This window comes from Cytobacillus sp., from assembly GCF_032154635.1.
In the GTDB taxonomy this organism is placed as follows: domain Bacteria; phylum Bacillota; class Bacilli; order Bacillales; family Cytobacillaceae; genus Cytobacillus.
This window is the reverse complement of record NZ_JALDXW010000025.1, coordinates 37,914-52,848: the sequence shown is the minus strand read 5'-3', so window position 1 is coordinate 52,848 and position 14,935 is coordinate 37,914. Positions and strand designations below refer to the sequence as shown.

At 40.6% G+C, this 14,935-nt stretch carries 12 protein-coding genes; all 12 read right to left on the bottom strand.

What is annotated here, in order from left to right; genetic code table 11:
* Window positions 1-13: 13 nt before the first annotated feature.
* Window positions 14-1,654: a peptide ABC transporter substrate-binding protein gene (locus tag RUH74_RS16600; RefSeq protein ID WP_313801972.1), complete on the bottom strand. Its 1,641-nt coding sequence runs from the start codon at window positions 1,652-1,654 to the stop codon at window positions 14-16.
* A gap of 77 nt (window positions 1,655-1,731) precedes the next feature.
* Window positions 1,732-2,730 (bottom strand): ABC transporter ATP-binding protein, encoded by a 999-nt coding sequence (locus tag RUH74_RS16595; protein ID WP_313801970.1) that lies wholly within the window; start codon window positions 2,728-2,730, stop codon window positions 1,732-1,734.
* Between the two features lie 5 nt (window positions 2,731-2,735).
* On the bottom strand, window positions 2,736-3,689 hold the full coding sequence (locus tag RUH74_RS16590) for an ABC transporter permease (protein ID WP_313801968.1): 954 nt from the start codon (window positions 3,687-3,689) through the stop codon (window positions 2,736-2,738).
* Complete coding sequence (locus tag RUH74_RS16585; protein WP_313801966.1) at window positions 3,689-4,621, bottom strand: ABC transporter permease; 933 nt, start codon at window positions 4,619-4,621, stop codon at window positions 3,689-3,691. The genes RUH74_RS16590 and RUH74_RS16585 overlap by 1 nt, the downstream gene beginning before the upstream one ends.
* A gap of 13 nt (window positions 4,622-4,634) precedes the next feature.
* Complete coding sequence (locus RUH74_RS16580; protein ID WP_313801964.1) at window positions 4,635-5,459, bottom strand: M55 family metallopeptidase; 825 nt, start codon at window positions 5,457-5,459, stop codon at window positions 4,635-4,637.
* 154 nt (window positions 5,460-5,613) lie between these two features.
* Window positions 5,614-5,931 carry a DUF3870 domain-containing protein gene (locus RUH74_RS16575; RefSeq protein ID WP_313801962.1) on the bottom strand — a complete coding sequence of 106 codons (318 nt, stop codon included), beginning with the start codon at window positions 5,929-5,931 and terminating at the stop codon, window positions 5,614-5,616.
* A 159-nt stretch (window positions 5,932-6,090) separates the two neighbouring features.
* Complete coding sequence (locus tag RUH74_RS16570; protein WP_313801960.1) at window positions 6,091-7,302, bottom strand: alanyl-tRNA editing protein; 1,212 nt, start codon at window positions 7,300-7,302, stop codon at window positions 6,091-6,093.
* A 94-nt stretch (window positions 7,303-7,396) separates the two neighbouring features.
* Window positions 7,397-8,728 (bottom strand): D-serine ammonia-lyase, encoded by a 1,332-nt coding sequence (locus RUH74_RS16565; protein WP_313801958.1) that lies wholly within the window; start codon window positions 8,726-8,728, stop codon window positions 7,397-7,399.
* Window positions 8,729-9,051: 323 nt separating this feature from the next.
* Window positions 9,052-10,752 carry a methyl-accepting chemotaxis protein gene (locus tag RUH74_RS16560; protein ID WP_313801956.1) on the bottom strand — a complete coding sequence of 567 codons (1,701 nt, stop codon included), beginning with the start codon at window positions 10,750-10,752 and terminating at the stop codon, window positions 9,052-9,054.
* Between the two features lie 200 nt (window positions 10,753-10,952).
* The gene (locus tag RUH74_RS16555; protein WP_313801954.1) at window positions 10,953-11,924 is read right to left on the bottom strand and encodes an agmatinase family protein; all 972 of its coding nucleotides are present in this window, start codon (window positions 11,922-11,924) and stop codon (window positions 10,953-10,955) included.
* Window positions 11,925-11,926: 2 nt separating this feature from the next.
* Entirely contained in the window at window positions 11,927-13,186 is a 1,260-nt protein-coding gene (hutI, locus tag RUH74_RS16550; RefSeq protein ID WP_313801952.1) for an imidazolonepropionase, read from the bottom strand.
* 2 nt (window positions 13,187-13,188) lie between these two features.
* Window positions 13,189-14,862: a urocanate hydratase gene (hutU, locus tag RUH74_RS16545; RefSeq protein WP_313801950.1), complete on the bottom strand. Its 1,674-nt coding sequence runs from the start codon at window positions 14,860-14,862 to the stop codon at window positions 13,189-13,191.
* Between the last annotated feature and the right edge of the window lie 73 nt (window positions 14,863-14,935).

The window sequence follows — 14,935 nt, the reverse complement described above, 5'->3', positions numbered from 1 at the left end:
GATACAAATTTTCTTAATTTTTATCTGCCCATTTCAGTTCCAAATAACCAACTGGATGACGAACGATACCTGAAACAGCCTCGTTTTGTAAATACACTTGATTATAGAAATGGATTGGAATGATTGGCATTTCTTCAAAAAGAATCTTCTCTGCCTTATACATCATTTCAAAGCGTTTCGTTTCATCCGCTTCATTTTTTGCATCCTTAATCAATTGGTCATATTCTGCATTGCTCCAGCCTGTACGGTTCATCGAATGTCCCGTTTGGAAGTTTTCTAGGAAGTTAATTGGGTCTGCATAATCTGCAAGGAAGGAGCTGCGTGAAAACTGGAACTTTAACGCTTTCTGTTCTTCAGCAAATACATTCCATTCCATATTAGCCAGCTTCACTTCAACACCTAAATTATCCTTAAACATTTGTTGAAGCGCTTCAGCAATCTTCTTATGCGTATCACTCGTACTATACGTTAATGTCACTTCTGGGAGCTTTTCATATCCTTCTTCTTCCATCCCTTTTGCAAGGAGAGCTTTTGCTTCTTCAATATCTGTTTTCACAAGATCTCCAGCTGTTTCACGGAAGTCTTTGCCTGATGGATCATTAAAACCGTAAGCAACAAAACCATAAGCAGGCTTTTCTTTATTTTTTGTTACAAAGTCTACAATTTGCTGCTGATCAACCGCCATTGCAAACGCCTTACGAATATTTACATTTTGGAAAGGCTCCATCGTTAAATTAAATCGATAGAAGTAATCTCCAGCCTGATCACCAACCTGCACCTTCCCTTCTGAGAATAGCTGCTCACTTAAGTCAGCTGGTATATCAGAAACATCTAGTTTGCCAGTTTGATACATTTGATATTCTGTATTTGTGTCATCTACAATTGCCCAATGAACTTTGTCTAACTTTACTGTACCCGCATCCCAATACTGGTCATTCTTCTCCATTAAGAAGTGACTGTCATGCTCCCATTCAGCTAGATTAAAAGGGCCATTTCCTACGAAAGTTTCTGCCTCGGCAAACCACTTTGGATTCTCTGTTGCAACCTTCTCATTAATAGGGAAGAATGCTGGGTTTGTGATCACACTTAAAAAGTAAGCTTGCGGGCTAGTTAATGTCACTTCAAATGTTTTATCATCAACCGCTTTAACCTTTACATCATCTGCCGATCCTTTACCCGTGTTAAAAGCTTCTGCACCCTCAATAAAATAGCCTAAGAAGGCTGCAGGAGAACCTGTTTCAGGATCTAACAGGCGTTTCCATGCAAACACAAAATCACCAGCCGTTACATCATCACCATTTGACCATTTCGCATTTTCCCGAATATGGAATGTATAGGTTTTCCCATCTTCAGACACATCCCATTTTTCTGCAGTCGCCGCTTCAGGTTCATGGTTTTGGCCTAAACGGGTTAAGCCTTCCATTAAATTATTTAATCCGCTCCATGAGACAGCATCGAAGCCAATCGGCGGATCAAACGAGGTTGGCTCCATTGCATTATTAAGATAAAGAATTTTTTCACTCTCTGTCTCTTCCTTCGTACTTTCTTCCTTATCTGTTGGTTTAGGCTCATTTCCTGTTTCCTGTTTTGCAGTACAGGCAGCCAGGACAAAAATTAAAATGCACGTTAACAACAAAGATACATACTTCTTCACGCCACTTCCCCCTCTTTTTTTATGTTTCTAGCATTTCTAATTTCAGCTATATGATAATGGCTGAAAAAAAGAACAAACTACTTGATACTAGCAAGCATTTTTATGGCGCGCTCATCCTGCAGCCAGCAGTCCACGTGATGTTCCTGGCTTAGATGAGTCTTAAATGGATATTGCCGATCACAAACCTCCATGGCATATGCACATCTAGCAGTAAACGGACACCCGATCGGAGGTGAAAATAAATCAGGAGGTGAACCGCCTATCGGCACAAGCTCAGTTTCTTCTATATCAAGACGTGGAACAGAATTTAATAAACCCTTTGTGTATGGGTGCTGAGGATTATAAAATATCTCTCGCCTTGATCCTGCCTCCACTATTTTACCTGCATACATAACGACCACCCGATCCGCAACTTGTGCGACTACACCTAGATCATGAGTGATGAGAATAATGGATACGCCTGTTTTACTTTGTATCTCTTTAAATAAATCTAATATCTGTGCTTGAATGGTGACATCTAAAGCTGTTGTTGGTTCATCGGCAATCAAAACTTCAGGCTGGCAGACAAGCGCCATCGCAATCACAATCCGCTGCCTCATTCCACCGCTGAATTGGTGGGGATACTGCTTTAAACGTTCAACTGGGTTCGGAATCCCCACAAGATTAAGCATTTCAAGCGCTGTTTTTTTTGCCTCCTGCCTTGAAACTTGTTTATGCTGTAAAACCCCTTCGATGATTTGTTCCCCAATCGTGATCGTTGGGTTCAAAGCTGTCATGGGATCTTGGAAAATCATTGAAATATCTGCCCCTCGAATATTTCGCATTTGCGGTTCCTTCACAGCTGTTAAATCCATTCCTTTAAAAAGTATAGAGCCATGCGTAATTTTTCCAGGCGGGTTTGGAATCAAACGCATAATACTTTGAGCGCTTACACTTTTCCCGCAGCCTGATTCACCTACAATCGCTAATGTTTCCCCTTTATACAAATCAAAAGTTACGCCACGGACAGCCTTGACTTCCCCACCGTACGTTTTAAAAGAAACATGGAGATCTGTAATTTCAAGTACCTTTTCCACGTTGCTTACCTCCTCAATTTCGGATCAAGCGCATCCTGCAGCCCATCCCCTAGTACATTAAATGAAAACATTGTCAGAGAAATGAAGAAGGCTGGGAAAAATAGCCGCCACCAATGACCTGATAGAATCGTAGACAATCCATCACTAGCCATGGACCCCCAGCTTGCCAAAGGAGGTTGGATTCCTAAGCCAAGGAAGCTCAAAAATGCTTCTGCGAAAATAGCCGAGGGAACCGTTAAAGTCATTTGCACAATAATTGGACCCATAGTGTTTGGCAATAAGTTTTTCTTTATAATTCGAGAGGTTTTCGTCCCAAAGGTTTTCGATGCCAGCACAAATTCGTAGTTTTTGATTTGAAGGACCTGTCCTCGAACAATCCTGGCCATCCCAACCCAGCCGGTTATAGATAAAGCAAATATGATTGTAAACAAACCAGGACCCATAACAACACTGATTAAAATAACGACAAGTAAATATGGGAGGCCATATAAAATTTCTACAAATCTCATCATGACATTGTCTGCTTTTCCGCCTTTATATCCAGCAATTCCTCCATAAACGACCCCAATAAGAAAATCGATTAATGCGGCAACAGTCCCGACAAATAAGGATATTCGTGCCCCAAGCCATGTTCTCGAAAAGACATCCCTGCCCAATTCATCCGTCCCAAACCAATGCTTACTAGAAGGAGGCAGATTTTGATTGGCAAGTTTTTGCTCTGCAGCATCATGTGGCGATATGATCGGTCCAAAGATGGCCATCAATATAAGGAAAATAAGAAATATTAGTCCTGCCATGGCTAATTTATTCTTCAGTAGTCGTCGCCATGCATCCTGCCAGTAGGATAAGCTTGGCCTTACAACAGCTTCTGCTTCTGTTTGATCCTTTACTTTTGGAGAAAACCATTCATCAGGAATGTCCGGTGCAATATGGTGTTTATGAGGTTTCCTTAGTTCCATTAGCTTCCCTCCTTTTTATGCAGCTTGATCCGAGGGTCGAGGATGCCGTAAGCAATATCTACTAGAAACAGCATCATAATGAGAATGGCACTGTAAAATACGGTTGTTCCCATAATGACCGGATAGTCACGCTGGTTAATGCTCTCAACAAAATATTTGCCCATCCCTGGAATTGCGAAAATCTTCTCAATTACAAATGTCCCCGTCAAAATACTTGCTGCCAAAGAACCAAGCACGGTTATAACAGGCAACAAGGCATTCCTAAGCGCATGTTTAAAGATGATTTTCACAGGAGAGAGCCCTTTCGCCTTCGCTGTTCTTATATAATCCTGTGTAAGAACCTCAAGCATACTTGAACGCGTTAATCTCGCAATTATCGCCATCGGTCCAGTTGCGAGAGCTAAGGTTGGGAGAACCATATGCTTTGGGCTTACCCATGTAGCTACAGGGAGGATCCCCCAATTAACAGCCACCTGCTGAATCAGAAGAGTAGCCATAACAAAGTTTGGAATGGATATGCCTAGCACCGCTATCGTCATTGCCATATAGTCGAGAATCCCGTTATGACGAAGTGCTGCAATGATTCCAAGCGTAATTCCTGAAATAACTGCCACAATAAGAGTGACGATTCCTAGTTCAAATGAAACAGGAAATCCCCTTCCAAGCATCTCATTGACTGTTTGAGATGATTTTTTGATTGAAGGTCCAAAATCTAAAGTAACAACCGATTTCAAGTACAACCCATATTGGACAATAAGCGGTTCATTCAGGTGATAATATTTCTCCAGGTTTTTCTGAACGGTTTCATTTGTGGCTCTTTCCTCATTAAAAGGGGATCCCGGCACTGAGTGCATGAGGAAAAAGGTTAATGTAATGATTAGCCAAAGGGTTACAAGCATGGCAATGAGGCGTTTTACGATGTAAGCTGTCATCCAATCACACTTCCTAACAGAATGATGTTCTCATTGCTAATTCAATCATCACAAGCATCGCTCGATACGCCTCCAAAATATCCTTTGCCTGGAAACGCACAATGGTTGTATTTTCTTCTATTTCTGTACCAGGCATTAAATGAGCCCATTCGGCTTGCCCATAGTTGGCAAATTCAATTCTCAAAAGTGGGTGATCTGGTGGAATCAGCGGTTTCACTAAATCTTTATTCTTTAATGCCGCTAAAGTCTTTTCCTTTAGAAGTTCTCCTGCCTTAGCCGGTGTCAATGTTTTAACAGCTGAACGGGTAATCGTTTCCTTTACAATGGCAGTTGTCACATTTGGGATAAGCTGCTCTGCTTCCAAAGCTGCACGATCGTCCCCTGCTACGAGAAGAACAGGTACACCATAGTACCCTGCAACATAAGCATTGAATCCCATTTCACCAATTGCCACATCATTGATATACATATTCCGCACCCCAAAAATCATTGAATGTGACATCACCCCTAACATAGAGGCCCTCGCATGATAGCCGATAAACATGGCTCCTGAATATGAAGAATCCAGCCCCTGAACCATCGAATAGGGCTTCACATCTCCTACAATTACCTTTGCCTCTGGATGGAGTTTTTCAATTAATAGATTATTCATTTTTGAATGGCTGTCATTCACTAGAACCTCTTGACACCCTTCATTAAAGGCTGTTGAAATCACCTGATTTGCCTCTTCTGTCATAATCAAACGGCTTCGCTCGTAGTTGTGTTTGGAAGAGTCAACATGTGTATAGTCAGCAAGTCCAGTGATTCCCTCCATATCAACTGAAATATAAAGCTTCATTTACATCCCCCCTATTATTTCATATACTATTTTCCTAGATTCTATTCCTATATTTTGAGGTAGAATCTATTAAATAAAAAAAACAGCTGTCAGAGAAAAAGGCACTAATCTCTAACAGCTGGATTTCATCTGCGAACAACAGAAAAAGCAGCTTTTATTTATTTTTTATTTGCAAATATTTTATATGGGCATTCTTAAACGCAACCATTAATGCTTTTTGTGAAGATCCAAAGTAGCGCTGCTCAATTTCTTCGGTTAACCTATCCACTTCCAAAATGGACTTTCCAACAAATAATGAATGGACGAATCGAGTAGTCAAGTCAATGGTTGACGAGCACTCCGCATCAATAATCATGTCTGTTTTCCTACAAATGAAAAGTCCTATGAAAAAGGCATTATACTGCTGCATGATAGGATTATTGGAAGAAGTTTTGCTATCCCCGATAACATAGACAGTGCCTTGCTGGTACATGAATGTGCCTCCTATAGAGCAAGGATATTACATGAGGTGTCCATGCGATAAACATAAACATTCAATGTAATGCATAGCTCTTATTAGGATTGTAATATAACAAGGATAGGCTTGACAACCACTTTATTAGATTTTTCTAAATATTTTATTAATTCTTCATTAAGAAGAGAGATTTACATCCATATATAATAACCCTTGATTAAATAATTGCTCTGCAGTTATTCGCGCTTCACCTCCACCTTGAGCAAACAAATCATTTCCGCCACCCTTCCCATTAATTAATGACAAAAGTTTATTTGTTATGTCTTTCATGCTGCCATTCGGATTTTTACCTTTTGCACAAACAAATTGCAGCTTTTCTTCTGCATCAATCACAAAAAACACAACAGCGTCTTCTGATTGAGCTGTCACTGCTCTAGCTAGCTTTTGTACTTCCTGAATCGGTCGATTTTTAAATTGTTTACTGATCATTAATCCGTTGCTTAAAGATTTTCCTTTCGAAAGAAGGTCCTTTGCTTCATATACGACAAGCTGGTCTTTCAATTCTTCGATTGATTTTTCAAGTACCTTTTTATCTTCGCTTTGTTTTTTCGCCGACTCCGCAAGATTTTCTTCGGGTGCGTTTAGTATACTTGTCAAACGTTTGATTTCCTTTTGCTTTTGATGAAGCTGGTTAAGTACGCGGTTGCCGCAAACAAAATGCACGCGAATCTTTTTCCGCTGTTTCTCCCAATCTAAAATTTTGATGGCCCTTACTTCTCCAGTTGAATGTGGGTGCGTTCCTCCACAACCGTTATAATCAAAATCAGGAATAATCACAAGACGAATATTTTCGGTGACTGAAAGCTGCTTTCTCAAACGATAGAAGGATAGTTCGTCAGTCGTAACCCACTTTGTTTCAATGGAGCGGTTCTCAAGAATGATGTGATTGGCTAAATCCTCTGCTGCTTTCGCCTGTTCGTCTGTTAACTCCTCAATATCCAGATCAATTGTTAATACTTCATTTCCTAAATGAAAACTAACAGTAGCAAAGCCGAACCGTTCTTCAAAAGCTGCTGATAGAATATGCTGACCTGCATGCTGCTGCATATGATCAAATCTTCTTTCCCAATCAATTTCACCAATTATTTCTTCAGGTTCATTGAACGGTTTCTCCAAATAGTGGCGGATTTCCCCATCGATTTCCTCTACATCAATAACTTTTATTCCATTTAACGTTCCGGTATCATAGGGCTGCCCACCACCTGTTGGATAAAAGGCTGTTTTCTCTAAAATAGCGTACATTCTTCCTTGTTCATCCTTTTGCTGTTCCTTTAATAAGGTAGTGAATGATTTTATGTATGGATCTTGATAATATAATTTATTTTCCAACGATAAAAGCCTCCATTTACTGAATTTAATTGTTTGATTTGCCAAAAAGTACATTTATTATTGAGGCGCTTCATTTATTCTCTTCTCGCAAGTTTTATTTGCAGCCTCTTGCATAATATTTCTTCATTTCATCTGCCGGAACCATGCTGCCGCCAGTACCCCAAATGATATGTGTTGCATTTTTCAACTTGGCATCCAGTTGCCGGTTTCCTCCTGCCTGCGACTTCCATACCTGGACAGGTCCAAAAAATCCTGCAAGGGCAGACGGTTCGAGATAAATCCCTTCCGTATCCGCTAGTATAGTCAGCAATGTAAATAATTTATCATCATTTACTGTGTAGATCCCGCTAATTTCTTTTTCAAGGAACTTCCCAACAAAGCCTGATGGCCTGCCAACTGCAAGTCCATCTGCCTCTGTTTGATTATCTAGGCCAAAGTCTTGGACTGAAATCTGATCATGCAATCCTGTCATTAAGCCTAGAAGCATACATGGCGAATGTGTAGGCTCAGCAAAAAAACAATGCACATGCTCTTTAAATACTTGCTTTAGTCCGAAGGTTATCCCTCCAGGTCCGCCCCCAACACCACAAGGGAGGTAGACAACTAGCGGATTTTCCTCATTAACCTGAATGTTCATATCCTCTAGCTGTTTCATTAACCGAATGGCAGCCACAGAATATCCTAGAAAAAGATGACGGGAGCTTTCATCATCAATAAAATACATATGAGGATCCCCGGCAGCCTGATTCCTTCCATGTGCAACTGCCTCGCTGAAATCAGAATCATGCTCAACTACATGAACCCCTTTTTCTCTAAGCAAATCCTTCTTCCATTTCTTAGCATCTGCTGACATATGAACATATACGTTAAAGCCTAGCTTTGCGCTCATAATGCCAATGCTTAATCCTAAATTCCCTGTTGATCCGACTGCAATTGAATAACGGGAAAAAAAGTCCTTAAACGTTTGATCCGCTAAGACTGAATAGTCATCCTTCAAGGATATCATTTGATGCTTCAATGCTAGGTCTTCCGCATACTTTAACACTTCATAGATGCCGCCTCTAGCTTTAATCGATCCTGAGATTGGCAGATGACTATCACATTTCAACAAAAGACTGCCTGGTAATTCAAAATGATAGATTTGCTCCAGGCTCCTTTTCATATGTGGGACAGACACAAGAGGAGACTCTATCCATCCGCTACTGCTTTCTGTTTCAGGAAAGACTTTTGCAATAAAGGGTGCAAATCGGGCTAGCCGCTTTTCCGCATTCTTAATGTCTTTAAATGTAAGTGAAGATGGTCTAGACATTGCTTGATACTTAGGATTTGTCCAAAACACTTCCTGAAGATTTATTATTTCATTCAATAATGGGAGCTTTTTTTTCCATTCCTCGAGTGTTCTTCCTAAAATAACTTCCTCAGCCATGATGACCACCTCTATTCGAAAATGATAAGCTATTAATTCAAATTTGCCTGAAAGGAATTTATTTTTCAAGTAAGAACAGCTAAATAAATACAAGCAAGCGATTAAATCTGCTCGCTTGCTTGTTTCTATTTATAAAATAAGAAAGTTGTAGCTTTAAAGCTAGAGAGTGGTCTAGCGCAAGCGTCCGATCGCCTATCAAACTTCAGGCCTCCTCTGCAACGATTGCGTCAACATCGGTTTGCTCTCGCTCACTGTGTTTCCGTTATCGAAAGAACCGGTCCTTCTGCGTTTGTACGGCGATGACCAAGGCACTTGCGCTTTTCTTATATTTTAAATCGATTGGCTAGCTTCTCCATCTCATTTGCCGTATTAACGAGTATTTGAATAGCTGCAGACACTTCTTCCATGGAACCTGTCTGCTGCTCAGATGAAAGAGCAACATCCTGCATTTGGGAAGATATTTCCTTCGAAATGGAGGCGATATTTACAATTTGCAAATTCGCGGCACTTACCTCTTCCTGAATTTCAACTGTGGATGTAAGGACTTGTTCAACTTCTTCACTTAATCCTTTCGTTGATTCCGTTATTTCTTTAAAAGAGTGACCTGCATTTTTCACCTTTTCCATACCAATTTGTACAATCTTATTACCTTGCTCCGATAGTTGAACAGCTTCTGTTGTTTTGCTTTCTATTTCAAAAACAATTGATTTTATACTTTCAATACTTTTTGATGTTTCCTCGGCCAGGGTGCGAATTTCTTCAGCAACAACTGCAAAGCCCTTCCCATGTTCGCCAGCCCTAGCACTTTCAATTGACGCATTGAGGGCAAGCAAATTCGTTTGTTTAGATACATTCATAATGATATTCAAAATTTCATTCACTCTAACCGACTTTTCCTTCAGCTCGTGCATCGTCTTTGAGACATTCGTTGAACTTAGCCGAATATCATCCATCTGTTTAATTGATTCTCCAATAATCACATTTCCATTCATTGCAAATTCGGAGACTTCACGTGAATTTTTTGTAGTGGTTTTTATTCTTTCTGCTATCTCATTTGTTTGGGTAGCAATCTTTTGAAAAATGGATTGTATATGTTCAGCTTCTATCGCTTGGTGATTTGCTGCCTCAGCAACGTTTTGGAAGGTGGTAGAAATTTCTTCAACAATGTCTACAACTTCTGAAGTATTAACAGACAACTCTTCAGTCGATGATGCAACTTCTTTGGAGGTTGATGCGGTTTGAATGAGGGCACTCTTTAAATTTTCAACCATGATATTAAAGTTTTCATTCAGAATTCGTATTTCTCCTGTTGCTTTAATAGTGGCTGCCTCATTGCTTAAATCACCTTCTGAAATTCTCTTTGTATATTCCGTCAAATGCTTTAATGGCAGAATCGTCTTTCTTACATACAAAATAATAATTGTTCCAGCTGCAAGTAATGAAATGACCCCAACAACAATGGTAGATGATACCATACTCCAAGTTCTTTCCTTTAAAATCTTTGCATCGAAATCAATCGCACTAATCGCAACAATTTCACTATCGGCATCATGATTTTTAAAAATAGGAGCATACCCTGTCAAGCGTGTCATTCCCGAATAATCATATACATCCGAGAAGACTGGAGCCTTCGTTTCGAGTAATGTATTTAAAATATCCTTATCAACAGGTGTCATATCGCCAATTTTGATTCCTTGTTTATTTGACTTTTCATCAGGAACAAGCACTTCTCCTTTGATTGACATAATATACTGATTTTCAAAGATTGGCTTATGTGCCGTAGTCCAGTCAATTTTTTCGCCAAGTACTAAAGCCTCTGAAGACGTAAGTGAGTTCAGCCTATCAATCTCATTCTTTGTTAAAAGACCAGTAGTAATATTCGCGCAGCCAAACAGTTCAATGCCAGCTGATTCCTTAACCTTTAAATAGGTCATTCGATAATTTGCAAACGAAATAACCGTCAAACTTACGAAGATAACAACAGACACAAGACCAATCAGCTTAGTTAGGATGGATCTTTTCAAAGTAACCCTCTTTTCTGCATTAACATAGTAAAATTTTCCTGCTATGATTATAAATGATTCATTCTACCCAAACTGTAATAATAATCACTCCTTTTCAAAGAATATGTATATTTTTATCGTCTTTTGTCGGAAATTTCATTTATTGACAAAAAAAGCACGTGGCTATTTTTTCTAGCCTCGTGCTTTTTTGCTTTTTTCCATTATTGGAATCGGTATAAACAGCCTGTCATAAACTGCAGCCATGCATATACACCAGTCTTTACAGTTTCTGCAACGGTTGTATCCTTGCTTGGATCCAAACAAACAAAATCAATATGCCGAACCGCTGAGTTTTTTCCTGCTTCAAGCAGAACATCGAATAGCTCTATAGCGGTTAGTCCTCCTGGAGTAGATGCTGGAACGCCTGGTGCAACAGAAATATCGAGCACATCCATATCCACTGTGACATAGATGCGATCAACCTGCTTAGCAAGTCTCTCAAGTGCATCATGAACAGTTTTTACTACACCAAGTTTGCGTGCTTGCTTTAATGTCACCATTTGAATTTTATGCTCTTTTGCATAATCCACTAATGGCTTTGCGTTAAAATACCCATGTAACCCGATATTTATTACATTTTCACCCTTGACTGCATTTCCATCTATTAATTGTCTTATGGGTGTTCCATTTGCCGGACCTAGTTCTGCTGGATCTCTAACATCCAGATGCGTATCAAGCTGTAAAATTCCTATTGTATCCTCTGGATAGGCATCCTTTACTCCTCTAACAGCACAAGCTGTTGTGGAATGATCACCGCCAATCATACATGTCAATGTATTCGGATAGTCTGCTACTAATGCTTTAGTTGATTCCTGAATACGCTTGTGAGATAAAAGGATATCTGTCGTATGCATTGCTACATCTCCTGCATCCCCCACTTGAATAGAAGTTAAATCCATATCCTCATCCAAATTATAAGTAGCAAAACCTTTCCACATTCTGCGGAACTCCGTCGGATATAGAGATGCACCGGAGACACTAATTGATGAACGTGAAATGGGCGCCCCATAAAGAATGAGGTCTGGAGACTCAACAAATTCAGCTAATGGCCGAACCCAGTGATGAACATATGTTGGTTGCCCTTTCGTTTGATTCCAGGACCATTCAGGCTTTTGCAGCCAATTACTCTTCATTGTTATCCCACCACCAGAACACCTTTTTTCCAAACCTTTTTCACATGATTCACACCAAATAAGTATTGTAATTCCTGATAATTTTTTACGTTCCATAAAACGAGATCTGCTTGTTTTCCAACCTCAAGTGAACCAACTAGGTTCTGTCGATTAATGGCACAAGCAGCATTATATGTTGCTGCTGTTAGCGCCTCTGCAGGAGTTAACCTCATTGAGATACACGCTAAATTCATAACGAGCGGCATGGATGTTGTTGGCGAGGACCCTGGATTACAATCCGTCGAAATAGCTACCGCCACACCCTCATCAACCATTTTCCTTCCTTCAGCTGCTTCTTCCCGCAAATATAAGGCTGTTGCTGGAAGTAAGCAGGCAATGGTTCCCGCCTTTGCCATTGCTTTGATTCCTTCATCCGATGCTTTTAATAAATGCTCAGCTGAAATCGCTCCAACCTTTGCAGCAAGTTCTGCTCCACCGTAGGGCTCAATTTCATCTGCATGAATTTTTGGAATTAAACCTAGTTTCTTGCCAGCTTCTAAAATTCGCTCCGATTGCTCAGGTGTATAAACTCCTATTTCACAAAAAACATCGTTAAATTCAGCTAGCTTCTCTTCAGCGACAACTGGAAGCATGCCATTTATAATGTGGTCAACAAATTCATCTTCTTTTCCTTTAAATTCAGGTGGCACAGCATGTGCCCCCATAAAGGTCGGAACAAGATCGATGGTGTGCGATTCCTGCAATCGTTTCATCATTCGCAATTGCTTAAGCTCTGTTTCAAGATTCATCCCATAGCCGCTTTTTCCTTCGACTGTCGTAACTCCATGCTGTAGGAATGAATCAAGCCTGCGAGTTGTCTGCTCAAATAGCTCCTCTTCAGTTGCTTCACGAGTCATACGAGTCGTGGCGTGGATTCCGCCGCCAGCATTCATAATTTCCATATAGCTCGCACCTTCAAGACGCATTTCAAATTCACGCTCGCGGCTTCCCCCGTATACAACATGTGTATGGGGATCGACCAATCCTGGAGTAACTAAATGTCCTGCAGCATTGACAATTTCTGCTTCATGAGCCCTTGCATAATAACGTTCATTTAAATCTTGTGTAGTGCCAACAGCTTGAATCTTTCCGTCCTCCAGCCATAGGCTCCCATCCTCAATAAGCCCTAACTCAGACATCGCTTCTTTTGAACGCGGCCCATTAAAGCCGGAAGCAAGTGTAGCAAGCTGTGATATATGTTTAATCCAAATTGGCTTCTTCATGATTACTCATTTCCTTTATTCAGCATTGGGATGTTTACCCCTTTTTCACGAGCTGTTTTTTCTGCCAAATCATATCCTGCATCGACATGACGAACGATTCCCATTCCTGGATCAGTTGTTAACACGCGTTCAAGGCGTGCTTCGGCTTCTTTTGTTCCATCAGCAACAATAACCATTCCCGCGTGCATAGAGTAACCCATTCCGACACCACCGCCATGATGTACAGAAACCCATGTTGCGCCACCAACTGCATTAATCATCGCATTCAAAATCGGCCAGTCTGCAACAACATCAGATCCATCCTTCATCGCTTCTGTTTCTCTATTAGGCGAAGCAACTGAGCCTGAATCAAGGTGGTCACGGCCTATGACGATCGGTGCTTTCAATTCTCCACTTGCCACCATATCATTAATGATTTTTCCAAAACGTGCCCGTTCCCCATAACCAAGCCAGCAAATACGAGAAGGCAGTCCTTGGAATTCAATCTTTTCCTGTGCCATACGAATCCAGTTGCATAAATGCTCGTTGTCACTAAATTCCCGCAAAATAACCTCGTCAGTTTTATAAATATCCGTCGGGTCGCCCGAAAGTGCTACCCAGCGGAAAGGTCCTTTTCCTTCACAAAATTGCGGACGGATATATGCAGGAACAAAACCAGGGAAAGCAAAGGCATTTTCTACTCCTTCATCCTTTGCAACCTGACGGATATTGTTCCCATAATCAAATGTAACTGCTCCTTTTTCCATCATTTCAAGCATCGCTTCTACATGTTTGGCCATAGAAGCTTTTGAAAGCTTCACATATTCATCCGCATTATTATTCCGCAGCTCTGCTGCTTCTTCAAGAGACATTTTTGAAGGAACATATCCATTCAGCGGATCATGTGCAGATGTTTGGTCTGTTAGAACATCTGGAATGAAATTACGTTTGATCATTTCAGGCAGAATGTCCGAAGCATTTCCGATCAGACCGATGGATAGTGCCTTACCAGATAGCTTTGCTTCCTGTGCCAAACGAATCGCATCATCAAGGGAATCTGTTTTCACATCTGTATAGCGTGTTTCAATTCGGCGATCAATCCGAGTTTCATCGACATCAATGCCAATGCAAACCCCGCCATTCATCGTAACAGCTAACGGCTGTGCCCCACCCATTCCGCCGAGTCCTGCTGTAACAGTAATGGTATGTTTAAGTGAACCATCGAAGTGCTGCTTAGCTAGTTCTGCAAATGTTTCATATGTTCCTTGCACAATTCCTTGCGAACCAATGTAAATCCAGCTGCCTGCTGTCATTTGCCCGTACATCATCAATCCTTTTTTATCAAGCTCATGAAATGTCTCCCAATTGGCATAGGCAGGGACGATATTCGAATTCGCAAGCAGGACGCGTGGCGCATCTGCATGTGATTTAAAAATCGCTACTGGTTTTCCAGATTGAACAAGCAACGTTTCATCATTTTCCAACTCTTTCAATGATTTCACAATGGCATCAAAGCATTCCCAGTTACGTGCTGCCTTCCCAATTCCTCCATAAACAACAAGATCCTCTGGGCGCTCGGCCACATCTGCATCTAAATTGTTCATTAACATGCGAAGTGCAGCTTCCTGCAGCCATCCCTTTGTGTTCAAATCTGTTCCGCGGTAACGCACAACCTTATCACTTGAAATCGTTTTCATGTCTAAACCCCTCCCTTTTCTATATTTTTATTTTATAATGAAATTTCGGAAAATTAATTATAAATTAAAGATA